The organism is Priestia sp. YIM B13491, assembly GCF_042787605.1.
Classification (GTDB): domain Bacteria; phylum Bacillota; class Bacilli; order Bacillales; family Bacillaceae_H; genus Priestia; species Priestia megaterium_E.
This window is the reverse complement of sequence record NZ_JBHZOR010000003.1, coordinates 369807-395256: the sequence shown is the minus strand read 5'-3', so window position 1 is coordinate 395256 and position 25450 is coordinate 369807. Positions and strand designations below refer to the sequence as shown.

General features: G+C 38.0%; 29 protein-coding genes. 20 read left to right on the top strand and 9 right to left on the bottom strand.

The window, feature by feature from the left end; translation table 11 throughout:
* The first annotated feature begins 73 nt into the window (after nt 1–73).
* The 3 genes from ACFX4E_RS12990 (at nt 74) to ACFX4E_RS12980 (ending at nt 3476) form a co-directional block, all read left to right on the top strand.
* Nucleotides 74–799 carry an AzlC family ABC transporter permease gene (locus ACFX4E_RS12990; RefSeq protein WP_377238369.1) on the top strand — a complete coding sequence of 242 codons (726 nt, stop codon included), beginning with the start codon at nt 74–76 and terminating at the stop codon, nt 797–799.
* Entirely contained in the window at nt 796–1125 is a 330-nt protein-coding gene (locus tag ACFX4E_RS12985; protein ID WP_016764847.1) for an AzlD domain-containing protein, read from the top strand. Before ACFX4E_RS12990 ends, ACFX4E_RS12985 begins: the two co-directional genes overlap by 4 nt.
* Nucleotides 1126–1577: 452 nt before the next feature.
* Entirely contained in the window at nt 1578–3476 is a 1899-nt protein-coding gene (locus ACFX4E_RS12980; protein ID WP_377238368.1) for an endonuclease MutS2, read from the top strand.
* Between the two features lie 185 nt (nt 3477–3661).
* Here ACFX4E_RS12980 and ACFX4E_RS12975 read toward each other — a convergent pair whose 3' ends face one another.
* On the bottom strand, nt 3662–4075 hold the full coding sequence (locus ACFX4E_RS12975; protein WP_377259028.1) for a DUF1259 domain-containing protein: 414 nt from the start codon (nt 4073–4075) through the stop codon (nt 3662–3664).
* Between the two features lie 114 nt (nt 4076–4189).
* Nucleotides 4190–4846, bottom strand: a complete 657-nt coding sequence (locus ACFX4E_RS12970; RefSeq protein ID WP_043981401.1) for a DUF975 family protein — start codon at nt 4844–4846, stop codon at nt 4190–4192.
* A gap of 283 nt (nt 4847–5129) precedes the next feature.
* Here ACFX4E_RS12970 and ACFX4E_RS12965 point away from each other — a divergent pair, with 283 nt between their 5' ends.
* The 5 genes from ACFX4E_RS12965 to ACFX4E_RS12945 all read left to right on the top strand — a co-directional run bounded on the left by ACFX4E_RS12965 (nt 5130) and on the right by ACFX4E_RS12945 (nt 8122).
* Nucleotides 5130–5675 carry a CBO0543 family protein gene (locus tag ACFX4E_RS12965; RefSeq protein ID WP_377238367.1) on the top strand — a complete coding sequence of 182 codons (546 nt, stop codon included), beginning with the start codon at nt 5130–5132 and terminating at the stop codon, nt 5673–5675.
* A 101-nt stretch (nt 5676–5776) separates the two neighbouring features.
* On the top strand, nt 5777–6133 hold the full coding sequence (locus ACFX4E_RS12960) for a nuclear transport factor 2 family protein (RefSeq protein ID WP_377238365.1): 357 nt from the start codon (nt 5777–5779) through the stop codon (nt 6131–6133).
* Nucleotides 6134–6216: 83 nt separating this feature from the next.
* On the top strand, nt 6217–6777 hold the full coding sequence (gene lepB, locus ACFX4E_RS12955; protein WP_025751067.1) for a signal peptidase I: 561 nt from the start codon (nt 6217–6219) through the stop codon (nt 6775–6777).
* 291 nt (nt 6778–7068) lie between these two features.
* Complete coding sequence (locus tag ACFX4E_RS12950) at nt 7069–7632, top strand: NAD(P)H-dependent oxidoreductase (protein WP_377259025.1); 564 nt, start codon at nt 7069–7071, stop codon at nt 7630–7632.
* A gap of 325 nt (nt 7633–7957) precedes the next feature.
* Nucleotides 7958–8122, top strand: coding sequence for a hypothetical protein (locus ACFX4E_RS12945; protein ID WP_013057894.1), 165 nt, complete (start codon nt 7958–7960; stop codon nt 8120–8122).
* Between the two features lie 81 nt (nt 8123–8203).
* Here the strand turns inward: ACFX4E_RS12945 and ACFX4E_RS12940 are convergent, their stop codons facing one another.
* Nucleotides 8204–8458, bottom strand: coding sequence for a hypothetical protein (locus ACFX4E_RS12940; protein ID WP_013057893.1), 255 nt, complete (start codon nt 8456–8458; stop codon nt 8204–8206).
* Nucleotides 8459–8820: 362 nt separating this feature from the next.
* On the opposite strand from ACFX4E_RS12940, the gene ACFX4E_RS12935 reads away from it, so the two are divergent.
* From ACFX4E_RS12935 to ACFX4E_RS12900, 8 genes are all read left to right on the top strand, one after another.
* Nucleotides 8821–9627, top strand: a complete 807-nt coding sequence (locus ACFX4E_RS12935; protein WP_097822769.1) for a cell wall hydrolase — start codon at nt 8821–8823, stop codon at nt 9625–9627.
* A gap of 404 nt (nt 9628–10031) precedes the next feature.
* Nucleotides 10032–10982: an ABC transporter permease gene (locus ACFX4E_RS12930; protein ID WP_013057891.1), complete on the top strand. Its 951-nt coding sequence runs from the start codon at nt 10032–10034 to the stop codon at nt 10980–10982.
* Nucleotides 10975–11922, top strand: a complete 948-nt coding sequence (locus ACFX4E_RS12925) for an iron chelate uptake ABC transporter family permease subunit (RefSeq protein ID WP_060746379.1) — start codon at nt 10975–10977, stop codon at nt 11920–11922. Before ACFX4E_RS12930 ends, ACFX4E_RS12925 begins: the two co-directional genes overlap by 8 nt.
* On the top strand, nt 11916–12674 hold the full coding sequence (locus tag ACFX4E_RS12920) for an iron ABC transporter ATP-binding protein (RefSeq protein WP_028409263.1): 759 nt from the start codon (nt 11916–11918) through the stop codon (nt 12672–12674). Before ACFX4E_RS12925 ends, ACFX4E_RS12920 begins: the two co-directional genes overlap by 7 nt.
* A 23-nt stretch (nt 12675–12697) precedes the next feature.
* The gene (locus ACFX4E_RS12915; protein ID WP_377238361.1) at nt 12698–13654 is read left to right on the top strand and encodes a siderophore ABC transporter substrate-binding protein; all 957 of its coding nucleotides are present in this window, start codon (nt 12698–12700) and stop codon (nt 13652–13654) included.
* A gap of 430 nt (nt 13655–14084) precedes the next feature.
* Nucleotides 14085–14927, top strand: a complete 843-nt coding sequence (locus ACFX4E_RS12910; protein ID WP_377259022.1) for a manganese catalase — start codon at nt 14085–14087, stop codon at nt 14925–14927.
* A 190-nt stretch (nt 14928–15117) separates the two neighbouring features.
* Complete coding sequence (locus ACFX4E_RS12905) at nt 15118–15972, top strand: manganese catalase family protein (RefSeq protein WP_013057886.1); 855 nt, start codon at nt 15118–15120, stop codon at nt 15970–15972.
* A 258-nt stretch (nt 15973–16230) separates the two neighbouring features.
* A complete protein-coding gene (locus tag ACFX4E_RS12900; RefSeq protein WP_013057884.1) occupies nt 16231–16371 on the top strand; it encodes a hypothetical protein in 141 nt (46 codons plus the stop codon).
* 470 nt (nt 16372–16841) lie between these two features.
* Here the strand turns inward: ACFX4E_RS12900 and ACFX4E_RS12895 are convergent, their stop codons facing one another.
* The 3 genes from ACFX4E_RS12895 to ACFX4E_RS12885 all read right to left on the bottom strand — a co-directional run bounded on the left by ACFX4E_RS12895 (nt 16842) and on the right by ACFX4E_RS12885 (nt 19083).
* A complete protein-coding gene (locus tag ACFX4E_RS12895; protein ID WP_328152958.1) occupies nt 16842–17921 on the bottom strand; it encodes a PrsW family intramembrane metalloprotease in 1080 nt (359 codons plus the stop codon).
* A gap of 276 nt (nt 17922–18197) precedes the next feature.
* On the bottom strand, nt 18198–18446 hold the full coding sequence (locus tag ACFX4E_RS12890; RefSeq protein ID WP_013083940.1) for a hypothetical protein: 249 nt from the start codon (nt 18444–18446) through the stop codon (nt 18198–18200).
* A gap of 22 nt (nt 18447–18468) precedes the next feature.
* Nucleotides 18469–19083: an NAD(P)-dependent oxidoreductase gene (locus tag ACFX4E_RS12885; RefSeq protein WP_028414459.1), complete on the bottom strand. Its 615-nt coding sequence runs from the start codon at nt 19081–19083 to the stop codon at nt 18469–18471.
* Nucleotides 19084–19349: 266 nt separating this feature from the next.
* Here ACFX4E_RS12885 and ACFX4E_RS12880 point away from each other — a divergent pair, with 266 nt between their 5' ends.
* Together ACFX4E_RS12880 and ACFX4E_RS12875 are read left to right on the top strand one after the other, a co-directional pair.
* A complete protein-coding gene (locus ACFX4E_RS12880) occupies nt 19350–19526 on the top strand; it encodes a hypothetical protein (RefSeq protein ID WP_162871486.1) in 177 nt (58 codons plus the stop codon).
* 92 nt (nt 19527–19618) lie between these two features.
* Nucleotides 19619–21106: a hypothetical protein gene (locus tag ACFX4E_RS12875; RefSeq protein ID WP_377259019.1), complete on the top strand. Its 1488-nt coding sequence runs from the start codon at nt 19619–19621 to the stop codon at nt 21104–21106.
* A 237-nt stretch (nt 21107–21343) separates the two neighbouring features.
* On the opposite strand, the gene ACFX4E_RS12870 is transcribed toward ACFX4E_RS12875, so the two are convergent.
* Nucleotides 21344–22066 carry a DUF421 domain-containing protein gene (locus ACFX4E_RS12870; protein ID WP_231504525.1) on the bottom strand — a complete coding sequence of 241 codons (723 nt, stop codon included), beginning with the start codon at nt 22064–22066 and terminating at the stop codon, nt 21344–21346.
* A gap of 327 nt (nt 22067–22393) precedes the next feature.
* On the opposite strand from ACFX4E_RS12870, the gene cspD reads away from it, so the two are divergent.
* Both cspD and ACFX4E_RS12860 read left to right on the top strand, forming a co-directional pair.
* The gene (gene cspD / locus ACFX4E_RS12865; protein ID WP_013057877.1) at nt 22394–22591 is read left to right on the top strand and encodes a cold-shock protein CspD; all 198 of its coding nucleotides are present in this window, start codon (nt 22394–22396) and stop codon (nt 22589–22591) included.
* Between the two features lie 242 nt (nt 22592–22833).
* Entirely contained in the window at nt 22834–24411 is a 1578-nt protein-coding gene (locus ACFX4E_RS12860; protein ID WP_016764821.1) for a peptide chain release factor 3, read from the top strand.
* A 98-nt stretch (nt 24412–24509) separates the two neighbouring features.
* Here the strand turns inward: ACFX4E_RS12860 and ACFX4E_RS12855 are convergent, their stop codons facing one another.
* Complete coding sequence (locus ACFX4E_RS12855; RefSeq protein ID WP_013057875.1) at nt 24510–24836, bottom strand: DMT family transporter; 327 nt, start codon at nt 24834–24836, stop codon at nt 24510–24512.
* A complete protein-coding gene (locus ACFX4E_RS12850) occupies nt 24833–25366 on the bottom strand; it encodes a TetR/AcrR family transcriptional regulator (protein WP_034276194.1) in 534 nt (177 codons plus the stop codon). Before ACFX4E_RS12850 ends, ACFX4E_RS12855 begins: the two co-directional genes overlap by 4 nt.
* Nucleotides 25367–25450: the final 84 nt, after the last annotated feature.

Genomic DNA, 25450 nt, shown 5'->3' with positions numbered 1-25450 from the left:
TAAAGATAGTATAACATACCGTTGTTTAATATAACGTATAGATGTATAATATAACAGAAAAGGAGGGAGTACGGTGATTGCAGAAAAAGCAGTACAGCAAAGAGAAAAAGTGGACTTAACGTTCAGACAAGGGGCTAAGGATTGTATCCCTACGCTACTCGGTTACATAAGCATAGGGCTTGCGGCTGGGATCGTTGGAGTATCCTCGCATCTTTCCGTTATGGAAGTTGCTTTATTATCAGCGCTCGTGTATGCCGGGGCAGCACAGTTTATTATTTGTGCACTGATGGTTGCAAACAGCTCGATTTCAGCTATTATTCTCACAACATTTATTGTAAACTTACGACACTTTCTTTTGAGCGCTACGGTCGCGCCTAAATTTACAAAATATTCGTTATTAAAAAACGTCGGAATTGGAGCCCTTCTAACGGACGAATCATTTGGGGTGTCTTCAAGTAAAATTGCAAAAGGTGAGCCAATTAATGACCGCTGGATGAACGGATTAAATATAACGGCTTACGTCAGCTGGATTATCGCCTGTACGACAGGAGCTATTTTTGGCCATATGCTATCTAACCCGGAAGCCTTTGGGTTTGATTTTGCCTTAACAGCTATGTTTTTAGCTCTGCTTGTTTTACAAATCGAAAGCGTGTTACCTTCAAAGCTTAATCATTACTTACGTTTAATTCTTTATATGGCGATTATTATGATTGTGCTGTCTTTTTTCGTACCCTCACATGTGGCCGTATTGATTTCAACGATTATTGTAGCGACAATTGGGGTGGTGACGGATAAATGAGCATCCACTACCCAACACTCATCGTTATTTTAGGGTGTGCCCTTGTTACCGTAGTTCCTCGCATTGTTCCGTTTTTAGTTGTACGTAACATCGCGCTGCCAGAACCCGTATTAAAATGGTTATCCTATATTCCTATTTGTATTTTAACTGCACTTGTTGTAGAAAACTTTATCATTCAAGCAAATGACAGCGTAAAGATTAACTGGCCCGTCATTATCGTAGTCATTCCAACCTTACTGATTGCCCTGAAAACAAAAAGTTTATCCATCACCGTTATTAGCGGAGTTGGAATGATGGCGCTGCTTCGTTTTTTTCTTTTATCATGAAAGCTCAAGTTATGCTCTTGAGCTTTTTTACTGTCTCCTTTACGCACGCTTTTTCATATAGTATGATAAGAGTGTAAATTAGAAGCCAATGAAAACTAAAATATAGATGAGGTGCTTTTATGAGCGGAGTAGTATCTAAATAGGAACAATTGAATGAAATAAATTAAATAAGCAAGACGGGTATTTTTTGGAGAATGAAGGTACCCTTTATTTGCTTATGGATTTATTTCACTGCCTATGAAGATACCTACAATGCTTTATAAAGGGTTCGGCATTTGTCGCGAAAGAGGCGTCTGTTTTTACAGAGCTTTCTTTCGTGATATGTGTTTAGACACCTTATGAACGCAAAAAGCTGTGGGATCACCACAGCTTTTTTTGTTTACCTTTTTCATTGCCTTCTAATAAATAGGTATCTTCATATGTGATGAAAAATCATAGTGAGGAGAAAAACCATGAATACGATGACATTTGAAAAATTACAGTATCAGGAATTAAAAGAAATCGTAAAAGCTCACTGCGTAAGTGAGCTGGGAAAAAAATTAATGGATAAACTTCAGCCGAGCACATCTCTTAAAACAGTAAAAAACCGACTTAAAGAAACAACGGAAGCACGAAGACTTCTAGATGCTGAGAAATCACTTCCGCTATCAGGTGTCTCAGGTATAGGAAGGGTCATCGAAAAGCTTGAAAAAGGCATGATTTTAGAGCCCGAAGAGCTAATACGCGTATCCGATTTTTTAAAAGGCTGCAGAAAAGTAAAACAATATATGGTGGATAAAGAATTTTTTGCTTCGCTCTTAAGTTCCTATGCCCATTCGATGAAAGAACTGACAGGTATAGAAGAGGAAATTAATTTTGCGATCAAAGCTGGAAAAGTAGACGCTGAGGCAAGCAAAGAGCTCAAGCGTATCAGAAGACATATAGAAGGAACGGAAGCGAAGATTTCAGAACAGCTTGCGAAATTTTTACGAAACGGGAAAAACAAAGAGTATATTCAAGACTTCTTCATCAGTAAAAAAGGAGACCGCTATACGATTCCGATCAAGGCATCCTATAAAAATCATGTTGGAGGAACGATTGTTGAAACATCTTCTAAAGGGTCAACAGTGTTTATAGAGCCGGCATCTATTACAAAGCTGAATGCGGAACTAGCGATTTTGAAAGCAGAAGAAGAGGTAGAAGAATATCAAATTTTAGCGTTTTTAACAGGTTTAGTGTTAGAGAAGCTAGCTGATATTCATATTAATTTAGAGCTAATTAGCCAATACGACATGGTGTTTGCCAAAGCAAAATACAGTAAACAGGCAGACGGAATCGAACCTAAAATTAATGATTATGGATATATTCATTTAAAAGGCGCATATCACCCGCTGTTAACTGGTAAAATTGTTCCGCTTCACTTCGAAATTGGCGAGAATTATCGAAGCTTAATTATTACCGGACCTAACGCAGGAGGAAAAACCGTTGTCTTAAAAACGATTGGGCTACTGACACTCGCTACAATGTTGGGATTTCATATTACAGCTGATGAAGGAACAGAAATTGCATTGTTTGAGCATATTTTTGTCGATATCGGCGACAACCAAAGTATTGAAAATGCGCTGAGCACCTTTTCTTCACACATGAAAAATATATCGGCTATTTTGCAAAAAGCAACGAACAATACGCTGCTCCTATTCGATGAAATTGGCAGCGGCACCGAACCGAATGAAGGAGCTGCACTTGCGATTGCGATTTTAGAAAAGTTTTATCATATGGGCTGCATAACGGTCGCGACTACGCATTACGGAGAAATTAAGCGTTTCTCAGAAATTCATCCTGACTTTATGAATGCCGCGATGCAGTTCAACAGTAAAACATTAGAACCGCTGTATCAGCTGTTAATTGGCACATCTGGAGAAAGCAATGCGCTTTGGATTTCAAAGAAGATGAAGGTAGCAGAAGAGATTTTACAAAAAGCAAAGTTCTATATGGAAAGCAAATCGTATGATACAGAAGTCGTCAGAAAAAATAAAATAAAAAAACCCACTATTTTGAAGGAACAGAAAAAAGACCGTGTTGAATACCAAATAGGAGATCGAGTCAAACTGTTAGATTATGAAAATCATGCGATTGTGTATAAGTCTAAAGACAACACAAACAATATAGTCGTACTCTATCAGAATGAGTTAATTGAAGTAAACGTTAAGCGAGTAGCTCTTGAAATCAAAGCTGCTGAATTATATCCCGAAGGTTATGACCTCAATTCGTTATTTATTAGCTATAAAGATCGAAAAGAACAGCATGATCTGCAGCGAGGATCAAAAAAAGCATTGCGGAAAATTGAAAAAGATATACGCGAAAATAGATAAAGCAGAAGCCCAGCACTTATAAGAAAGTGCTGGGTTTTGTTTTTATGCAGCTTCTCAAAAATACATAGCGCCCTTTTGTTAATGACTTAAAAGGTAAGGAGGCTTCCTTTAGCTATATTAGTAATCTATAGGTATAAAAAACATCTCTCACCTCTCTAATGTACCTGAGAGATGCGTTTAATAAATTATTCGTTTGTCGGAACGGGAAGACTCTTGAGAGTTGTAAAACAAAAAGCCATTTTTTTCGCAAAGTGTAAAGGAGGCTCTACAGATTGAATATGAAGATACATAAGGACCGGTTCTGTAAAAAGCCAATGGTTATGCAAAGCGCTTACGATAAGACCTTGCCGCGCAGCAGCTTCTGTAAAACGGGGGATTTCTTCTTGTAAAATAGCAATCTCAGCCAAGTTTAACGCGTTTCCCTGTGCGTCTATCGCTTCAAATGATACACCAACAGGAACGACAGAGCTGCTTTTCCGCCCTTGAACATAAGCTTGAAAGCTTCTTTTAAGAGACACTGAGCATCCTGTTGGACTAACTTTGCTTTTAGCGTTTAAAATCTGACCAAACTGCTGACAAATTTCACTTGTAGTATACATATAAGCTCCTGCCTTTCTTCTATACTCTTAGTAAGCTTTATGACATCAGAGCTTCACTTATGCAAACAGTGTTCTTATAAAAAAATCCCCTTCACGATGAAGAGGATTTTTTTATTATTCAGCATGCGATGAGCGTTCATTTAACAAATTTTCATAAAAACGGGCAAGTGAAGCAGAAAGGTATGGAATAGACCATAAAAAGCCGATTCCTAGTGTAATAATACTTAATAAAAACCAGCCCAGAAAGCTTAGCAGCAGCAGGAAGTACTGTCCTTTATAACCATTCATCAACCTGCGGCTTTCTGTAATCGCTTGATTCATCGAGTAAGTAGGATTGTCTTTACAAATATAGTACGTTTGTGAATATGCCAGTGCTTTGATAATTCCAGGAATCAGTAAAAGCAGTGACCACAGCATCACATAAAGAGTCATAAGTACATAAATCCCTAGTGACTTGACATAAAGACCGAAGTCTTGGAATGTTTTAAACAAATGTCCCAATCGGACAGATTCACCTCGCGCCAAGCCTAAAAATGCCCAGTAGTTCGCCATGAGAAGAGGCGAAAAGACAATGGCAAAGGCAGTTGAAATCCATGACGCCGAATCAGATTCATCTTTCATCCAATTGTCATAGCCGCCGCTTGCCACAATTTCAAATGGAATAGGCAGAAGCGTATATACTCCGTACGTCACCACCGTCAGTAGAATCGCAAGTCCCCAGCGATTCTTTAAAGAAGCTTTAGCTTCTCTTTTAATCGTACCGATGTTCATGTTGTTCCTCCTTTAATGTTGCAAAACAGTATCTTTTTGCTTGTATTAACATGTAAACCATGCACAATTGTTAATTTTGTATGAAATGAAAATAATAGTCAATAGGTTCTGAGATGAAAAGCAAAGCTCCTGCGAAAAATTTTTACTAGACAGATAGAAATCGCTAAATAGGGACAATCTGCTTTTGAAGAAGGAGGAGGTGCAAAAGCACTGTGTGCGATGCTTTATTTTAGTATGAAGTGAAACCCTCATGGAAAGACTTTCTAAGATAGGAGGGATTTCTATGTTTGAAATGATTAAAATGATGCAAGAAGTCTTAAATAAAAAGGAATTTTCTTATTGGGTTCATCAAGATCTTTTTAGTTTTCAATGGTGGCTCATAGTGGTGATAAACGCTCTTTTTCTGCTGCTTTTTTACTTTTTTATTGATAGACAGCGTCTCTTTTTTATGCTTCTCGTTTTTTTTATCAGCTTTGACATAGTCGGTTTGGTAGATGAATTCGGGAAATTTTTTAACCTATGGTGCTATCCTCACCAGATGCTTCCGTTTACAGATCGCTTCAATACGGTTGACTTTGCTATTATTCCGGTAAGTATCGCGCTTGTCTATCAATTTTTCAGTAAATGGAAATTTTTCCTTATCGCACATATCGTTACGTCTGCTGTTATTGCTTTTGTAGGTATTCCGCTATTTAGAGCGCTGCATTTATATGAATTGCTGAACTGGACAATTTTTTATTCTTTTCTCACAGTATTTATCATAGGAATTGTGGTGAAAATCATTAGCGATTGGATGGCAGGTAAGAATAGACGCTATAGAATCAGCTGAACAAACCATACTTATATCTATACGGGATATGAGTATGGTTTGTTTGTATGAAAATAACGCGTTATTTCTTTATAATAGGCGTAAGAGGAGATGAATAAAAAATGGAGAACGCTACCCAAATATTTTATGAATTAGAATGCATGCACTTAAAATCAGAAGTACGAACCTCTGCTAAAGAGCTTGTTAACATTCTTGCAGATGATTACGTGGAGTTTGGCAGTTCGGGCACGGTATGGAAACGAAAAGATTACAATACCAATCATGTACTTTCGCCAGATGTATTCGAAATCTCTCATTTTCATATAGACGTATTGTCTCCTGAATGCGTATTAACTACCTATCATCTTATGAACCATACGGCAAAAAAAAAGACGCTTCGCAGTTCTATTTGGCGAAAAAGAGAAGAAAAGTGGCGTTTGTTTTTCCATCAAGGCACCGCCACAAACGGTGATCAATAAATAAGATTATTCGGTTATTATTATACTTTCCCTCTATTTGATGCTATGATGAAAGTATATTTTGACGTAAGGGATGTTTTGAGATGAGCAAAAATAACGTAAAAAAAGAAGTGTTTTCATGGATTAAGTCCATTGTTATTGCATTGGTTATTGTAGTGGGAGTTCGCCATTTTTTATTTGCGCCAACTACAGTTCACGGTGAATCGATGTATCCAACGTTTGAAGATTCAAACCGCGTTATTTTAAATAAAATCAGTGATGTTGATCGCTTTGATATGATTGTATTTCATGCACCGGATGCAGATGAAAATTATATTAAACGTGTAATTGGACTTCCAGGAGATACGGTAGAAATGAAAAACGACGTTCTATATATTAACGGTAAAGCTTATAAAGAGCCGTATTTAAAAGAATCTAAAAAATCTCTTGCACCTAATGAAAAATTCACGGAAGATTTTACGCTTCAAACGCTGCCTGCAACTGATGGCAAAGTGAAGGTACCGAAAAATTCACTGTTTGTAATGGGGGACAACCGTCCTGTAAGTCATGATGGACGAGCATTTGGCTTCATTCCACAAAAATCAGTTATCGGAAAAGTGCAGTTTCGCTACTATCCGTTAAATGAAGTAGGCGAACCGAAATAAAAAAAGGAAAAAAGGCTGGCGGAATTTAATTCGCCAGTCTTTTTTATTGGGTTAAAAGAACTGATTTTAAAAAACGATTTGCTTTATGCACGTTAAACATCTTCTAGGAAATCAGTAAATTAGACCTTGTTTTTTTCTTTGTTTAGGAAATCATAAGGGTGTTTAAAAAGGGACTTCTAGGTGCCTATGTTACTTCAAAGTAAGAGATAGTACTGATAGGTAAGTAGTTTTTATGGGTATACAGATATATGAAGATAAAGAAACAAGGATTTTGGAAAGGAGCAGGTCAGCATGAAAAACGTATTAATCATTAATGGACACGAGTATTATAAAAAATCAAAAGGAGAGTTAAATCAAACGATTTTTAACGAAATGCAGCATTTACTCACTGATCAATTTGACATTAAAACAACGGTGGTTGATAAAGGCTACGAAGTAGAAGAAGAAATTGAAAAGTGGCTATGGGCTGATGGTGTGATTATGCAGACGCCTATTTACTGGTTCAGCATTCCTGGAAAGTTTAAGCAATATATTGATCGCGTGTATATGGATAACATTTTCTTTAAAGGTTCCAATCAATACGGGCGAGGCGGCTTATTAACGGGGAAAAAATACATGTTTTCTCTCACATGGAATGCGCCGGAAGCTATTTTCGACAATGACGAAGCTTTCTATGAAGGAAAAAGTTTAGACGAAGCCATTATGCATTTGCATAAAATGAATCAGTACGTCGGTATGAGTCCACTTCCAACTTACTCTATTCATGACGTAGTCAAACATCCAAACATTGATCACTACAAGCATAAATTAGAAAATCATGTAGCAGAAGTATTTGGAATAGGAGAGCATCAATAAGAGTATAGCCGTTCGTTTTCTAAGAGTATCCTTAGATTTTACAGCTAGTAAAAGAAAAAAATATAAAAAAGCTGCTTTCTATCCATGTAATGGATAGAAAGCAGCTTTTTTACGTGACAGTTTCAAACTTCAAAGTGTGAGGTGGGATAGTTTGTGTTTACCCGTCTATATCTAAATAAAACAATCTAAATGATAATGAAGTAGAAATTATTTATTCCGTTTGTTTATAAATTGTTTAAATATAAGAAGAAGCAGTTTAGCTTTGGAAAATAAGGGAAGAAACATACTAACTTGCCTGTGTATATTTAGAAAAGGAGGGATAAAGATGTCGTTAGCTCATTTTGATGATATTTCAGAAATTTGCTATGCATGTGAAAAACAGCCTCTTGGGAAAAGACAAAAACGCATTGGCGTATGGACGGAAAAAGAAATGAGAAAGCCTGTTGAAGAGAGAGTAGAAAATCAAAAGGTGGTCGCACTTTCTCGTTAATGTAAAAAAGCCTTTAGCTCATCTAAAGGCTTTTTTACATATTGGCGTTTGGACATGTGTGAAGGGTCATAGAAGCAATCGTTATAAATCTTCTAGTCTTTGAACTTTTTTGCCTTCTATTTTATGCTGTTCCATCGTTTCTTTTAACTCTTTGTTCGCCGTTGTCATCGTTGTTTCATTTGTTACGCCCATAAATGACCAGCCGTGAGATTCAAGCCAGTACTTGAATTCCCGCAAAAACTCTTCCTGCGTTCCTCCCGTATGATAAAAAGCTCCTTGAATTGTAATAGCCGGTTTCTCCGTGTTATACGTCACATACATTTTATTTGCACACATCCAAATAGACCTCCTTTATTAATAAACAAACGTAAATTGACAAAGAAGCGCTGAATCATTCCTCAATAGTTACACTATTTCTCTATTTGACTGCTGTTTTCCTTTTTATCTCTGCGATTAATCATAATTAAATCAAGTTTTTTACAGAAAGAGGAATGTAAGTAAACAGATAAAAAGCTCGTTTCGCAATGAAATCGTCATATTTCTACATATTCTTTAAGGGTCATGTAAAAGTTGTAACATAATGAATGGCACTGTAAGAAACTTAATCCAATTAGAACAAATGTTACTGTTTTTTTTAATGAAAAGGCGAATCTATGTGCTAAGGTAATAACAGGTTCAAATTTTAGGAGGTAGTTTTTGTGAGTAAAAAACGTGTAAAAAAATGGGCAGTTGCTTCTGCAGCGTCTGTAGCATTTCTAGCAAGTCAAGGAACAGCATCAGCAGCAGCTTCGCACAAAGTCGTAAAAGGAGATACCTTGTGGGGGCTTGGCCAACAAAATGGGGTTACGGTAGATGAGCTGAAAGGTGCTAATAACCGCCAAAACGACATGATTTACGTTGGAGAAACATTAACGATTCCTGACCAGGGACAAGCACAACCTGCCGCTAGCCCGGCAACATCTGTACATACAGTAGCACAAGGCGAAACGTTATATCATATTGCAACACAAAACGGCATGACTGTGGATCAGTTAAAAGCTGTTAACGGTTTACAAAGTGATATCATTACCATCGGACAAACATTAAAACTTCAAGGAGAAGCACCGGCGCCGGCACAAACTGCTCCGTCTACATCGGTTTCTGCACAAGATCAAGATTTACTAGCTAGATTAGTAGAGGCAGAAGCAAAAGGTGAGCCGTACCAAGGAAAAGTAGCGGTAGCAATTGTGGTATTAAACCGTGTAGCTTCACCGGAATTCCCAAATAACATTCACGACGTTATTTATCAGCAGCTAGGAAACGGCGTATATCAATTTTCACCAGTAGCAAACGGAGCAATTAATCAGCCTGCATCAGAAGAATCAAAACAAGCGGTAAGTGAAGCATTATCAAACCCGCATGAAAACGATGCACTGTTTTTCTATAATCCGAAAATCGCTGAAAGCCAATGGGTTGCAACGCAGCAAGTAACGGCAGTTATCGGAAACCATGTATTTGCAAAATAAGTAGATTTCTTTCAAATATAAACATATATTTCATATATATGTAATATTGATACAGAGGGACTTCCACAAAAAGTATTTTACTTAAAGTTAAATCCGAACCATTAATAGTTATTAATGGTTCGGATTTTTTTGTTGTTATGGTGAACATAGATTTCATGTATGTAGTTGTTTCGATCTCTTATGTATGAAGAGAGAAATAGCTATTTTTAAGTCTAATTAAACCTTGAAATGCCTTAACAGATCCATCTGTTAAGGCATTTTTTTGCTTAAATTTTAAGAAAACCATTGATTATTTAGAGAATAATGATATGATAAAGAAAGTCAATTGATAATGATAATCATTTACATATGATGTAGAGGAGGAGATAACTAGACTTCTAGATGAAAGAAAGGAGCAAGGAAAGTTGAAGTTTTATCAGTTAATTCTTGTGTTTGCTGTACTATCGATTTTGTCTCTTTTTGTAGGAGTACAAGATCTGTCAGCGATGGATCTGTTTCATTTAACAAAAGAAGAAAGCCAAACGCTGTTTTTTAGTCGTTTTCCTAGGCTTTTGAGTATTATTATGGCGGGAATGAGCCTTAGTATTTGCGGATTAATTATGCAGCAAATTACGCGAAATAAGTTTGTATCTCCAACAACGGCAGGAACGATGGACTGGGCAAGACTTGGTGTGTTGATTTCTCTACTAGTATTTGCTTCAGCAAGTCCTCTATTAAAAATGAGCATTGCTTTTATTTTCTCACTGGCGGGCAATCTATTGTTTATGAGAATACTAGACAGAATTAAATTTAACGATACGATTTATATTCCGCTAGTCGGTTTAATGCTCGGCAGTATCGTAAGTTCCTTAGCTACCTTCATCGCCTACAAATACGATTTGATTCAAAACCTTTCTTCATGGCTGCAAGGCGACTTTTCGCTAGTAGTCAAAGGGAGATATGAACTTTTATACCTGAGTATACCGCTCTTAATAATTGCTTATCTTTACGCAGATAAGTTCACGGTTGCTGGTATGGGAGAAAGCTTTTCAATCAATTTAGGTGTGAAATACAAACAAATCGTAAACATTGGATTAGTCATTGTGTCGCTTATTACGTCAATTACGATTTTGACCGTTGGCATGCTGCCTTTTTTAGGATTAATCATTCCAAATATCGTATCGATTTACCGTGGAGATCATTTGCGAAAAAGCCTGCCTCATACAGCGCTGCTTGGAGCTGTGTTCGTACTGGCGTGCGATATTTTAGGCAGAGTCATTATTTTCCCTTATGAAATCTCTATTGGGCTAATGGTCGGTGTAATAGGAAGTGCGATCTTTCTTTTTATGCTGATAAGGAGAGGTCGTTATGCATAACAAACATAAAATCATCATTCTCGCCGCGCTGGCCGTTTTATCAGTGGCGCTGTTTATCAGCTACGATTTAGGCTACTGGCAGTACACGCTGCCGCGAAGAATTGAAAAAGTCGCTGCGATTGTTTTAACCGGAGGAGCCATTGCGTTTTCATCCGTTATCTTTCAAACGATTACCAATAACCGAATTCTAACTCCTAGTATTCTAGGACTGGATTCACTGTATTTATTTCTGCAAACGTTTATTGTGTACATTTTTGGCTCGACGAATATTGTCATCATGAACAAAAATCTTAACTTTCTTCTTTGCGTTTCGCTGATGATTATCTTTTCGGTCTTGCTTTACATACTGATGTTCAAAAAAGCCGGTAAGAATATTTTCTTTATTTTACTGGTTGGAATTGTGTTCGGCACGTTATTTAAAAGCATGTCTTCATTTATGGAAATGCTGATTGACCCGAATGAATTTCAAGTTGTACAAGATAAATCATTTGCAAGCTTTAACAATGTGAATACCGATTTGCTATATATAGCAGCCGTCATATTTATCCTGCTTGGCATTTACGTGTGGCGCTTTACATCCATTTTTGATGTACTGTCGCTAGGGAGAGAACATGCGGTAAATTTAGGGATTGATTATGACGGGCTCGTCAAAAAAATGCTGATTGTGATCGCCATTTTTGTCTCAGTGGCTACAGCGTTAGTTGGGCCGATTACCTTTCTTGGACTGCTTGTTGTGAACCTTGCGAGAGAGCTGTTCAAAACGTACAAGCACACCTATTTAATGATGGGATCACTTCTGCTTAGTGTTATAGCCCTCGTCGGAGGAGAATTTATCGTTGAAAAAGTGTTCACCTTCAGCACCACGCTGAGCGTCATCATTGACTTTGCCGGCGGAATTTACTTTATTTATTTGCTGCTAAAGGAGAATAAATCATGGTAGAAGTAACAAATGTCAGTAAAACATACGGAGAGAAAACCGTTTTAGAAAAAACATCCGTCGTGATTCCAAAAGGGAAAATCACGTCATTTATCGGTCCAAACGGAGCGGGGAAAAGTACGCTGCTTTCAATTATGAGCCGTCTCATTAAAGCCGACTCAGGATCAATATCAATAGAAGGAAAAAATATAGAGAATATTGACAGCTCAGATTTAGCCAAAAAAATGAGTATTTTAAAACAGTCCAATCAGCTGAATATCAGGCTTAGCGTACGTGAACTCGTAAATTTTGGCCGGTTTCCTTATTCAAAAGGCCGGTTAACAAAAAGCGATGAACAAGCGGTTGATCAGGCGCTGAGTTACATGAAGCTTGAAAGTATTCAAGATAAATACTTGGATGAACTGAGCGGGGGACAGTGTCAGCGGGCTTTTATCGCCATGGTCATCGCACAGGACACGGAGTATATCTTCTTAGATGAACCGCTCAATAACTTAGATATGAAGCATTCTGTTGAAATTATGAAGCTGTTGAAACGTCTTGTAGAAGACTTAGGCAAAACGATTGTGATTGTCATTCACGATATTAATTTTGCGTCTGTCTATTCGGATTACATCGTGGCGCTTAAAAACGGTGAAGTAATCCGTGAAGGCCCAACAGAAACCATCATTCAAACGTCTGTATTAAAGGATATATACGATATGGATATTCCAATCGAAACGGTTAACGGACAGCGTATTTGCGTGTATTTTTCATAAAATTTATTCATGAGGTGACGAAAGTGAAAAAAGTGTTAGTAATGTTTGTAGCAGTTTTAACTGCGATTGTTGTAGCTGCTTGCGGTAATCAAGGAGCAAAAGAAACAACAGGTGGAGAAAGTAAGCAAAAAGAGACGGTAACAGTAACCGATCAGTTCAATAAAGACGGAATTAAAATTAAGAAAAATCCTAAAAAAGTTGTAGTATTCAGCATGGGTGCACTTGATACACTAGATAAACTAGGGGTTGAAGTAGCAGGCTTGCCAAAACAAGCGATTCCTGAGTATTTATCAAAGTATCAAGATGATAAGTATACGAATGTAGGGGGCTTAAAAGAACCTGATTTTGAAAAAATTGCAGAATTAAAGCCAGACTTAATTATTATTCAAGGCCGCCAAGCGGATTCATTTGATGAATTTTCAAAAATTGCGCCGACGATCTATATCGATACGGACAACCAGCACTATATGAAGTCATTTAAAGAAAATACAAAAGTACTAGGACAAATTTTTGATAAAGAAGATCAAGCGAAAAAAGAGCTAGCAGCAATTGATAAGCAAATTGCAGATTTGAAAAAACAAGCGGACAAACTAGATAAAAAAGCGCTTGTAATGATGGCAAATGACAGCAAAATGACAGCGTTTGGTCCGGGTTCTAAATACGGATTAATCCACGACGTATTCGGTATCAAAGCAGCAGACGACAGTTTAGATCCATCGGCTAAGCACGGCCAAAGCATTTCATACGAATATTTAGTTAAGCAAAATCCAGACTACTTATTCGTCGTTGACCGCGGTGCAGCGATTGGTGAAAAATCATCTGCTAAACAAATTGTTGAAAACAAGTATGTAAAAGAAATCAACGCGGTGAAAAACAATCACGTTGTGTATCTTGATCCAGGCCTTTGGTATTTATCTGGAGGAGGCCTTGAGTCAATGGCTGGCATGATTAAAGAAATCAAAGCAGGTATAGACAAGTAATAGAGAAAAGAGAAACTGAAACAAAAGTATTTTAATTGAAAGTAAATCCGAATGATTAATTAAATCATTCGGATTTTTTATTGTGGTGGAGAGAATATAGGTTTCATATCTGCAGCTGCTTCTAGCTGTTGATTGAAGTAATTAGTTATGTCTCAATCTCATTTTTAAGTGAACATTTTTCTGTCTGGCAGTGGTTTTGACTATAAAACGTTATAAACTGAACGAATACTAAAGAGCAAAGCGCAGGTATTTCTTTCTCTTTAGGTGTCTTTCTACTTATTAAATTAAGTTTATTAATAGGTGATTTTATCCATTTTCGTTCCAGTAGGAAAAAGATACAAGTTTAGTGATTAATTGAATAGCGAGAGGGAACGGAAAAAAGAGGAAAAAATCTCTAAAAGGAATTTAGTATATTAAAGGAGGAGTTAACATGTTTGGTCATCAAAAAGAACTGCAATTTGAAGTCAAAGTAGATCGCCCGGATCCGATGCTTGCTCGCCAGATTCAAGAAGTACTAGGTGGACAATTCGGTGAAATGACGGTAATGATGCAATACCTCTTTCAAGGATTTAACTGTCGAGGAGAAGAGAAATATAAAGATATGCTGATGGATATAGGTACAGAAGAAATTGGACACGTAGAGATGCTCTGTTCACTTATTAGTCAATTACTTGATGGAGCATCTCCAGAAGATCAAGCAGAAGCTGCGAAAGATCCTGCAACAGCAGCTATCATGGGAGGAATTAATCCTCAGCATTTATTAGTGAGCGGCCTTGGTGGTTTGCCTACTAATTCAAATGGAGTTCCATGGAACGGTTCATATATCGTAGCAAGCGGCAATTTATTAGCAGACATGCGTTCGAACTTGCATGCAGAAAGCCAAGGTAGACTTCAAGTAGCTAGGTTATACCATATGACAAAAGATGAAGGTGTACGCGCGACATTCCGCAAAATGCTAGCGCGTGATCGCTATCACCAGTATCAGTGGATGGAAGCTATAAACGAACTAGAAGAAAAAAATGGAGTAGTTGTTCCTGCATCTTTCCCTCCTGAGGCTGAAAAAGAATCACAGCCAGAAGCTTATGAGTTTTGGAACCTCTCAGAAGGCGCTGAATCAGAAGAGGGACCGTGGGCTACTGGAAGTGCCCCAGACGGAAGCGGTGAATATGTATATATCAAAGATCCTGTAGCAAAGGGACAGGTTCCCAATCCGGAAATTCCTGATACTTCGTTGCATCATGATTTAACTCGTAAAAAAGTTTCCTCTAAATAAAAGAAAGAAAGGCCCTCGATATGTGCGAGAGGTCTTTTTTTTTGCCTATAACAAAGGGTGTTATCCACGTGTTTCAATCAAGTTACCTTTTAATATCTAGAATAAAAAAGGCGCATAGGGAAACAGTAGGTATGTGCATATGTTAGTTTAAGAAAACAATCAGGTAATGTCAGTAAAAGGAGTGTTTGATATGTATTATTACAAAGAAGGATTAATCAATGGCATTAAACCGGATAAGCCCGATCCTGCGGCCGCGAAGGTACTGCAAGAAGCCTTAGGCGGGCAGTTTGGTGAAATGCGGACGATGATGCAATATTTCTTTCAAAGCTCTAACTTCAGAGGAAAAGAGACGCAGTATCGCGATTTAATGAAAGGTGTTTTTTTAGAAGAAATAGCTCATGTAGAACTCGTTCAAAATACCATTAATGCATTGTTAGATGAATCTGGCGGAGCCGGGGTAGGAAGTCAAGGTTCAGATCAGGCTCCTCTTGATGAAGCCGTAAAACATGCTAATCCTCATCACTATATCATGGGCGCTCAAAGCTCACTGCCAGTAGATGCGGGCGGAAATCCATGGAACGGCTCGTGGGTTTATAATCACGGAAATCTAGTGGCTGATTTGCTGAATAACGTTGTATTAGAATCAACCGGCGTTTTACAAAAAACAAGAATATACGAAATGAGTTCTAACCAAACGTTAAGAGAAACGCTAGGTTTCTTAATCGTTCGAGATAATGCTCATCAAAATGCGTTTGCAAAAGCTCTTGAAACATTAGGCGTGGACTGGGGAAAACTATTCCCTGTACCAAATTATGATATTAACAAATACCCTGAATGCAGAAAATTTGTCGAGATGGGGTATCATAACACGCAATTTGATTTTAGGTTAGATCCGCATCGAATGGGAGAAATATTTCAAGGACAGACGCCAAGCAGAAATGGCGGAGACTTGAGCGTAACACCTCCACCGGAAGCTTTTCCAGTCCCTCATTTATCTGAAATGCCAAATGAGCATGCTCCAGGTTTAGGAGATATGAATGCATAAAAGTATGTGAATCGACTTTAATTAAACAAAGCTAAAATAAATAAAAAACATTGACTGGGAGATAATAGTCAATGTTTTTTATTTGCTTTAGCGAAATTCTTTCATTTCGCTAAAGCAAAGCACATCTCGCCATTCCTGTAAGCGCATGATAACGAGCTTTTTTACATCTGTTTGTTAGTTTATTTGTTTTTTACAAGAAGAACAGGGAATACTTTCTTTAATCGCTTGTGATAGAAAGCTAATAAGGGGTATGCTGCTATGAGTAACCAAAAAGATGAATTTTTATTTAAACGAGAGCTCTATCGCTTAGTACAAGAATACAAACGCTGTAAAGTTGAAGAAATTAGACGGGCAATTAAAAAGGATATTCTTCTTTTGAAGAAGGTTATAAATAACTAAAATAGATAAGCACCGGCAAAAAAAGCTCATGTTAGTTAATAAATGAGCTTTTTTTTGCTGCTTTAAACTTGTTCAAACGAATTAGTATGTCTGTAAATAGTTTCAGGAAGATTATGGACCATGTTAAACAGAGCTAACGCAGTTGTTTCTAGTTCCTCATAACGATAAATGATATCGTTTTCAACATCGAAGATTTGAAAACTGTTTAATTGTTTTGAATAACTTAGTGTAAACCTATTGGCAAGAGTATGAGTAATGTCGCTATCTCTATAATTTACTAAATTTGCTATCATATGCTTAATTTCAGTTAGGTTCATCCACCAAGTCACCCTTTCATGTTATTTAGGTTATCATACCATGTCCAGGTAATTTGAATACTGTTTTTTACAATTTGTAACAACAATTTTTAAAATGAAACATAAAGGTAATAAAAAGTTAAAACGAGCAGCTTAACGTACGCTGAATATTTCCTATGAGGGTGTAGGCTTTTCTTTGTAGTGGGTCAACTCCAACTTTTTATCCGCGATTTCTTTTAGCCCAATACGAATCATACTGAATACCAAAATCCATAATATAACCGTTAAAATCGTATGTCCCGCTGGGAAAATACCTAGTATAGGTGAGTCCCAAAGAGCGTGCATAAAAACGACAAGCAAAAATACACCAAGAAATTTGGGTTTTATCAACATGTTCCACTGAAATTTCTTATCTCCTTGCACGATGCAGATGGCAGCGCCAGTCAAGGCAGCCCAAGCCACATGTCCTCCAGGAGCAAAAATACTGCGCCAGAGTATTGTAGAATAGAGCATGTGAAAGCTGCCGGAAAGAAGTGCTCGCAAAGCATAGCCAGCGGTTTCAAAAGCAGCAAAACCAGCTCCTATTGCAGCTCCTAAGAGAAGTCCGTTAAGGATATATCTATATTTAAGATTGCGTACAAAATAAATAACAGCGATAACTTTAGCCAGTTCCTCACATATTCCAATCACGATCACGTTTGTGTTATTTCCAAGAATATCATAAAACACAAGTGCTAATAAAAGTGAGAGGATTCCGCCAATAAAAACGACATAAACAATTTTGTAAATAGCAATATTCTGCGGAGCGTTCATTTCCCAAAAGAAAATGAGCGTAGTAAATGGCACTGCAAAAGCACCGACTACAATAAGACCGGGTATAAAGTTGATGTTTTCGAATAAGCTTACGCCTAGATATAGTCCTAAGTATGCAACAAGCGCAATAAGAAAGACTCTTGCAAAAAGCCAAGGCTTTGGCCATGTATTTACAACTTCTTCTATTTTAGGAGTCGTAAGCCCTGTTCCTACAATAAAAAGCCGTTCAGCTTCCATTTCACTGTGCTGTCGGAAGACTCGAGAGAATATATTTCGAAATTTAGGTTCAACCGAACGTTCATTTCTTGGAATTTTATCAACACGATGGGCAAACAAGTAGAATATGCTGTAGTTTTCGTCGTGGTCCACGATTTCATGGCCGCAATTTAAGCAGAATTTTACCCCTTCCGGATTAGAATAAGCGCAATGGGGGCATTTCATTTATCTTCCTCCTTTTTCTAGATACAAATCGTTTGACGCTTGTCTTATGACATCTTCTACATATATTATGTGAACTGATGAAAAAAGCATAAGAGGGTTTGATAGGTAATTTGCTTAAATAATGGAATGGTATGTATATAAAAGACAGAAGCTATTGCTAAAAGAGACCTCATGAAACCAAAAAAAGGCTGCGTCATAAGCCGAACATTCGACTTACAGCACAGCCCTTTATATGATTAAAAATGTGGATTTAAGCCTGTTTTCTTTACAATGCTACTACGCAATAAAAAAGCTTCCTGAAATAAAAACGATGACACCAATGACCATCATTAATGTTTCGCGGTCTTTTTTTCCTGGTTTTTTATTAGCAGGAAGCAGCGATTTTGAAAGAGGCTTGGCAAAAATGATGACAAGCATGCAAACAGCAGCAAAGATGCCAAGCGCCACCTGAAAATTACCTTCAATAAAGACGCATGCCATTAAAAGTACAAGACTTATTTTCAGAAAAATTTTTGATAGGTTCACTATCAACACTCCTTTAGAACACTTAATACGAAAGACTTAGTGATTTTTTTATATGCCTGTTGTTTTCTACGGCTTGAAGAAGAAAGTGAGCGACGTCAGAACGGCTGATGTTGCGTCCGTTTTCTGGTATGCTAGCTTCTCCTATACGATAATACGTAGTTAATGGACCGCTCGTTAAACCCATTGGCCGAGCAACAGTCCAGTCGAGCCCGCTTACCTTCAAGAGCTTCACGGCTTCGTGATGATCGCGAAGCACATTTTTTAAAATACGCTGAGCAAGCCAGCCCGTCATGCCTGGAATTTCTCCGTCGATTCCGGCAGAAGCCGTGTAGGCGATACGCTGAATTCCGTTTTCATTCATACATTGAATCAGCAGATTTGTCGTTTCTACTAAAAGGGTAGAATGCCCTAGATTTTCGGTTCCAAGACAAGAAATTACTGCATCACACCCTCGCATGGCCTGACACACTTCATAATAATCAAGCACGTCGCCTTGTATGATGTGTACGTTCGCATGCGTTATCTTAAGCTTAGATGGATTTCGCACAAATGCTTTTACATAATGTCCGTTTTTAATCGCTTGCTTTATTAATTCCTGTCCGGTCCTGCCGCTTGCGCCAATCAAAAAAATGTTCATACGATCAACCCTTTCGTTTCAATGTAGGTAGTAAAAACGAAATTTTCTTTTACCATAACACATTTTTCTCGATTTAGCTTGTCAAAACATAAAAGCTGCTTACGAGATTCACCAAAGTAAGAGGTATCCTCTGTTCTTTTTTAAAACTTATGTCATAGACTGTCTAGAAAACAAAGAAATGTACGAACGGTTTATAAAGGTGTTTAATGCTATAGAAGCGAAAGGGTATTATAGGAATAAGGGACGAACAGAAGGGGCGATGCACTATGAAAAAATCGGTAAGCCGAGCACGTATCATCATAGTACTAATAGGTTTTCCGCTCATCTTTTTCATTATGGCGCTTGTGACGGGTGAGTGGCGATATATGACTTGGACCATTCCGCCTGCACTGATGTCATGTTGGACGGCACTCTTTGTATTAAGGAAGCAAGAAGAAAGATAACAGGAAATTTGAACTATTGCATCGAATTTATAGAAAAAGTATAAAATGATAGAAAGCTATAGTAAGAAAATTTAATGAAGGACGGTGTGAAGATGAACGGACAACAGTTATTGTATGGGTTGCTTACGTCTAAAGGCGATATCCTAAGAGCTGCTTATGTGTTATGTGACCACCGCATTTATAGGGAAATGTCAGCACAGTATCAGCAAACGGAGCATACGGATTTTCAAGCGTCATTGGTAGAAGAAATGAAATTGCTTGAAAAACAGCCTGAAGTAGACATGCATCTGCATATTTTGCTTGAAATGGCGAAGTTTTTTGAACTTCCTGTTTCCCATGCTACAACAAATGGCGAGCTGTACGAGCTAAGCGATAACATTGGAAATTTGCTTGTATCTAAATACAATGAGCTGTTTTCAATTGCACGCTGTCATACGCTAGAAGACGTAATGCGCCATCAAATCCGACTGTTCTTTCATCTAATTGATTCGCAATACATGATTGCTACAAATCGTCAGCAAGCTGTGTTTCAGCAGCAGCTGATGAATTGGATTGAACAGCTGCCCCCCATGTATCAGGAAAGAATGATTGATGCATTAGGAGAATATCAGCAGGAAGCACTTGTGAAACTGCTGCAGAAAAAAGGGACAATTGAACTGTACAAACAGCTTCCTCCGCACGCATACCCTGCTATTTCAGGCCTTATGGCAACCGTAATGAGTATCTTTATTCCCGTTAATTACCCGCCAGCACTGCTATTTAGTATGAATGCGCCGCTGTTTTTAATGGCGAGCTTTGAAAGTCATGAAATTATTGCAAAACGCAAAGAAGCTGGAACTTTTTTACCGCTGTTATTAGTAGTTGTTCAGCTGATGTGGACGTACAAGCTTGAGCATCAGGATGAGCTGTTAAATTATCAGTCTCTGCTGATCAAGTGGTCATCTGTACACACAGCGTATCAAGATTATATGAAAAAGAAAGAGCAGTCACTGTTTGACCGTGAACGGTTAGACAGCTTTATTTACAAAACAGAGCAGTATGTTAAGCAGCTCCGCGCTACGGAGAAAAAGACGGTGAAGCAAATTGAAACGCTCAAAACAGCCATTCGCCATCAGCTTGATGAAATGGAGCTCACATCGTTAAACGGAGGGCTTGTGCTTCAAAAAATGATTGAAGAGCATGAATCATTAAAACAAGATGTAGAAGAACTGCAGCGCAAGCTTTCGATTAAAGGTGACTTCTTCTCTAAAGTAAGGCTGACGTTCCGTTCTGCAGAACGAGCCGTCAAAAGCAAAGTGAAAGAAGTAGAGCGTAAAAAAGTGCTTATGCAAATGACGGACTTTATTTTAGCAAATCGCTTGCCCGTATGCGTGGATATTCAAAATGAAATTTATAATTATCAAGACGAGCTGACGACGACTATTTTTCAAATTAATCAGCAGGTCGAGCTGCTTGAAGAAACAAAACAAAGCCGTCAGCTAGCCGATGCAAAAGTACGCCGCTATGATCAAGAAATAAAGCGATTTGAACGGAACTACTATGGCTTGAAAGAAGGGACCTTTGAAGAGATGGCACAGTAAAACTGGGACAAACACATTTTATCCGAACGAGTTTGATTCTCCATCAAGAATCGAACTTGTTCGGATTTTTTTATGGTGGTCGTGAACATAGGTTTTATGTATGTAATTGCTTCTAGCTGTTGATTGGAGAGCAAGGCTCTGCACGGAAGTTAACAGCTATGTCTCAAGCGATCCATACGAACTCATTCACCTCATTTGTCTGCCTTTACATTGGCGTAATTTAGTTATGTCTCAACCTTATTCTCTGTCTGTAGGAGAGGACAGCTGATCTTTATACTCATCTACATAGAGCATGCCGTTTGTTGACACAACTGCATACAGCACTTGGTTCAACTGAAGCTGACGATTTGAAAGCTCAAGGTTAATCCACTGTTCCGTATATTGAGATGTTAAATTTTTATGAATAATTTCTCCGTCCATGATGAGTTCTACCGGTAAATTCATTTCTTTAAACGGCTTAGACAAAACGTCCTGTTTGGCAATGTTTTGATAAGCAGTTTTCTTTAATACCGACAGTTTTCCGCTTACTTCTAAAACAGCAAATTCTACTTCAGCAATGTTGAACGTTCCTAGTTCTCGTAAATGCTGATTCAAGTCGTCAATAGAATATTTGACTTTTTTCATATTTGCTTCAAGAAGCTTTCCTTTTTCCATAATAACCGTCGGGCGTCCTGTAATCCATTTTCGCAAGCGCCTGCTTTTTAGAGCTGTTGATGCTAAAAGAAAATGAATGGCCACAAGAAAAGCAAAAGAAGCGAACATCGGCAGAAATTTTAATTTTAAATCAAATCCCATATTTGCAATGAACGACCCAATGATGATGGACATCGCAAATGTAAAATGATTATTATGCGTGTTAATTTGTTTTCCAATCAGGAAAGTTGTAATGCTTAAGATAATAAAAGAAACAAAGGTTCTAAGAAGGGACATGAGAATGTCTTCCATAAGTTGTGATGTCACCTGCTTTCTCATAAATAGAAAGAGTATCTATCTCTATAGCGTTATCCATTTAAAGGATCGTTATACAAGAAAAAACATCAAGAAAAATTGCGAATAATGCGTTCACATTCAGCTGCTTAAAAAGGGGCAGAAAGGCTGTAGGTAAGGGATAAAACCAAACAAAAAGAATGTGCAAATTCCTTTGAAATTTTTTGGAGGATTTGTTACAATAAAAGTGCTTATTTTTGTTCGGTAAGGATAGTTCGAAGTGTTCGTCTTGACTTATTGTAAGAGCAGGAATAGAGTAATACACAATGTGTGGATTGTCACACAAGGAGGAAAAGAGATATGTTACAAGGTAAAGTAAAATGGTTCAACGCTGAAAAAGGTTTCGGTTTCATCGAAGTAGAAGGACAAGACGATGTATTCGTTCATTTCTCTGCTATCCAAGGCGAAGGTTTCAAAACTTTAGAAGAAGGTCAAGAAGTTACATTTGAAATCGTTGAAGGCAACCGTGGACCACAAGCTGCTAACGTTCAAAAGTAATTTTTTTTATAAAGTTTAAGCCGATCAGCAGAACGTTTCTCTGGTCGTTCGTTAAACTAAACTGGGAGAAGGCCCCTTTTATAAAAGGGGTCTTTTCTTGTTCGCTTTTTACACCTTGTTGACGATTTCTTTGATTTTGTAGAAGTATTCAAATATGAAAAAAACTAGTCACGCAGTATAAAAAAAGCGTATAATGAAATGATGAAAATAGGAATTGTAGAGCAGAAAGGATTTTAAAACGTATGAACAACCAACTTCAAGAAACGATGGTCGATTCACGTCGTACATTCGCCATTATTTCTCACCCGGATGCCGGGAAAACAACGTTAACAGAAAAAATGCTGTTACTGGGCGGAATGATTCGTTCAGCCGGAACGGTTAAAGGAAAAAAATCAGGTAAGTTTGCTACATCTGACTGGATGGAAATCGAAAAACAACGTGGAATTTCGGTTACATCAAGTGTTATGCAGTTTGAGTATAAAGATCACTTTATTAACATCTTGGATACACCAGGACACGAAGACTTCAGTGAGGATACGTATCGTACCTTAACGGCTGTAGACAGTGCGGTCATGGTTATTGACGGAACAAAAGGGATTGAAGCACAAACGCTTAAACTTTTTAAAGTTTGTCGTATGCGTGGTATTCCTATTCTAACATTTATCAATAAATTAGACCGTGAAGGAAAAGAGCCGCTTGAGCTGCTTGAAGAAATTGAAGATGTACTCGGTATTGAATCATACCCTGTAACGTGGCCAATTGGCATGGGGAAACGATTCCAAGGAACGTATGACCGTTTTTCAAAACAAATTGAAGTATACCAAGGAAACAAAGAGTCATATTTTGCAGACTTTGACGGTGAAAATATCGACGATGAAATTAAAAAACACGTCGATGAAATGTATTTACCAGGCTTAGTGGATGATTTATCTCTATTAGACGAAGCAGGTAATGATTTTTCAATTGAAAAAGTAAAGCAAGGCCTGTTAACACCTGTTTTCTTCGGAAGTGCGATTGCAAACTTTGGTGTACAGTCTTTCTTTAATTCATTTTTACAATTAACATCACCGCCGCAGCCTCGTGAATCAACGAATGGCACCGTTCAGCCTACGGATGAAAACTTCTCAGGTTTCATCTTTAAAATTCAAGCGAACATGAACCCAGCTCACCGCGACCGCATTGCGTTCGTACGCGTATGTTCAGGGAAATTCGAGCGTGGAATGAACGTGACGTTAGCAAGAACGAACCGTAAAATGAAGCTAGCTCAGTCTCATCAGTTCTTGGCATCAAGCCGTGAAACAGTAGACACAGCGTATCCAGGGGATATCATTGGCTTGTATGACTCGGGTACGTATCAGATTGGCGATACCATTGTAGGAGAGGGAAAAGTATTCGAATTTGATGCTCTTCCAAAGTTCCCGCCTGAACTGTTTGTAAAAGTTCGTGCGAAAAATGCCATGAAATCTAAGCACTTTGAAAAAGGGATTAATCAGCTTGTACAAGAAGGAGCCGTACAGCTTTACCGTACGCCGTTCTTTGGAGATTATATTTTAGGAGCAGTCGGTGAACTTCAGTTCCAAGTGTTTGAACACCGTATGAAAGGTGAGTACAACGTCGATCTTGAATTCACGCGCATGTCTCATAACATTGCAAAATGGGTAGACAAATCAACAATTGAAGATCGCATGCTAGATTCTCGCGTGATGCTAGTAGAAGATCGTGATAAACATGCCGTTCTTATGTTTGAAAACGATTTTGTATGGCGTTTGTTCCAGGACAAATATCCATCTGTTAAATTCCTAGACCCGTTTAATCTATAAAAGAGTATAAAAAAAAGGAAAACGATACATACTACTTTCATAAGTAGACAGTCGATTTTCCTCCTTTGCTTAAGAGTCAGTATTTACTGGCTCTTTTTTTAGTGAGCCACTGATTTTAAATTTAAAAGAATGACTCCTGCAATGATTAATACGATGCCAAATACCATCGTGAGACTGCCGCTTTCTTTCCAAATGACTACGCCAATCACAGCTGTTACAGCAGTTCCTACACCAGACCAAATGGCATACGCAACGCTGAGTGGAATGTGCTGAAGCGATGTGGAAAGCGCATAGAAAGCAAGACCAAACCCTAATAAAACACCAAGACTAGGCCAAAATTTTGTAAATCCGTTTGATGCTTTTAACATAGATGTACCAAATAACTCTGAACTAATAGCAATCGCTAAAAATAAATAGGCTTTCATCGAAAACCCTCCTCTGTTAATTTCCGAAGTTGTTGTTGAATCTGTTTTTGCATGTCTGGGTCCACGGGTGCGAGCCCAAACATTTGACTGAACCATAATCCGTCAGCTGCTAAGCGCACAATGGTAGCAAGGACTGGATCAATGTCGTCTTGTTCAATGTGCTGTTGCCACTTTTCGTATTGCTTTTGAAAGTGCTGCAGGAGTTCAGGATTGGTTGCAATACCTGCAAGTAACCCCGCGCTCATCACTTGTTCACGCTGAAGGTCATGAAGCGTCTCAGCGAGATAAGCCCGGCTCCATTTGCCAGGAGAATCGTCATGTTCAACTTGTACGTTTAGTCCGTCATCATATTTCTTTGTGACTGAATACAGCATTTGCTTAATCAATTCATCTTTTGAAGAGAAGTGATACAACAAACCGCCTTTACTGACGCCGGCTTCTTTTGCTACTTTTTCAAGCGTCAAATTTCCAACGCCGTCACGCTGTACAACCTGCGTAGCTGCAAGCAATATATCATCAAATGTAGACACATGAATTTCCTCCTTTTTGATTTTCCCTAGAATACTTTACCGTCTGGACGGTTTGTTTGGCAATACTTTTATTTCGAATTTCAA

What these genes read in the sequence shown, in the direction of transcription:
- ACFX4E_RS12960 (WP_377238365.1), top strand. Translation starts at nt 5,777, where the DNA reads ATGGAGAACGCTACCCAAATATTTTATGAATTAGAATGCATGCACTTA.
- ACFX4E_RS12970 (WP_043981401.1), bottom strand. Translation starts at nt 4,846, where the DNA reads ATGAACATCGGTACGATTAAAAGAGAAGCTAAAGCTTCTTTAAAGAAT.
- ACFX4E_RS12925 (WP_060746379.1), top strand. Translation starts at nt 10,975, where the DNA reads ATGCATAACAAACATAAAATCATCATTCTCGCCGCGCTGGCCGTTTTA.
- ACFX4E_RS12900 (WP_013057884.1), top strand. Translation starts at nt 16,231, where the DNA reads ATGAGTAACCAAAAAGATGAATTTTTATTTAAACGAGAGCTCTATCGC.
- ACFX4E_RS12905 (WP_013057886.1), top strand. Translation starts at nt 15,118, where the DNA reads ATGTATTATTACAAAGAAGGATTAATCAATGGCATTAAACCGGATAAG.
- ACFX4E_RS12945 (WP_013057894.1), top strand. Translation starts at nt 7,958, where the DNA reads ATGTCGTTAGCTCATTTTGATGATATTTCAGAAATTTGCTATGCATGT.
- ACFX4E_RS12920 (WP_028409263.1), top strand. Translation starts at nt 11,916, where the DNA reads ATGGTAGAAGTAACAAATGTCAGTAAAACATACGGAGAGAAAACCGTT.
- ACFX4E_RS12985 (WP_016764847.1), top strand. Translation starts at nt 796, where the DNA reads ATGAGCATCCACTACCCAACACTCATCGTTATTTTAGGGTGTGCCCTT.
- cspD (WP_013057877.1), top strand. Translation starts at nt 22,394, where the DNA reads ATGTTACAAGGTAAAGTAAAATGGTTCAACGCTGAAAAAGGTTTCGGT.
- ACFX4E_RS12910 (WP_377259022.1), top strand. Translation starts at nt 14,085, where the DNA reads ATGTTTGGTCATCAAAAAGAACTGCAATTTGAAGTCAAAGTAGATCGC.
- ACFX4E_RS12875 (WP_377259019.1), top strand. Translation starts at nt 19,619, where the DNA reads ATGAACGGACAACAGTTATTGTATGGGTTGCTTACGTCTAAAGGCGAT.
- ACFX4E_RS12885 (WP_028414459.1), bottom strand. Translation starts at nt 19,083, where the DNA reads ATGAACATTTTTTTGATTGGCGCAAGCGGCAGGACCGGACAGGAATTA.
- ACFX4E_RS12965 (WP_377238367.1), top strand. Translation starts at nt 5,130, where the DNA reads ATGTTTGAAATGATTAAAATGATGCAAGAAGTCTTAAATAAAAAGGAA.
- ACFX4E_RS12980 (WP_377238368.1), top strand. Translation starts at nt 1,578, where the DNA reads ATGAATACGATGACATTTGAAAAATTACAGTATCAGGAATTAAAAGAA.
- ACFX4E_RS12880 (WP_162871486.1), top strand. Translation starts at nt 19,350, where the DNA reads ATGAAAAAATCGGTAAGCCGAGCACGTATCATCATAGTACTAATAGGT.
- ACFX4E_RS12950 (WP_377259025.1), top strand. Translation starts at nt 7,069, where the DNA reads ATGAAAAACGTATTAATCATTAATGGACACGAGTATTATAAAAAATCA.
- ACFX4E_RS12860 (WP_016764821.1), top strand. Translation starts at nt 22,834, where the DNA reads ATGAACAACCAACTTCAAGAAACGATGGTCGATTCACGTCGTACATTC.
- lepB (WP_025751067.1), top strand. Translation starts at nt 6,217, where the DNA reads ATGAGCAAAAATAACGTAAAAAAAGAAGTGTTTTCATGGATTAAGTCC.
- ACFX4E_RS12940 (WP_013057893.1), bottom strand. Translation starts at nt 8,458, where the DNA reads ATGTGTGCAAATAAAATGTATGTGACGTATAACACGGAGAAACCGGCT.
- ACFX4E_RS12855 (WP_013057875.1), bottom strand. Translation starts at nt 24,836, where the DNA reads ATGAAAGCCTATTTATTTTTAGCGATTGCTATTAGTTCAGAGTTATTT.
- ACFX4E_RS12975 (WP_377259028.1), bottom strand. Translation starts at nt 4,075, where the DNA reads ATGTATACTACAAGTGAAATTTGTCAGCAGTTTGGTCAGATTTTAAAC.
- ACFX4E_RS12895 (WP_328152958.1), bottom strand. Translation starts at nt 17,921, where the DNA reads ATGAAATGCCCCCATTGCGCTTATTCTAATCCGGAAGGGGTAAAATTC.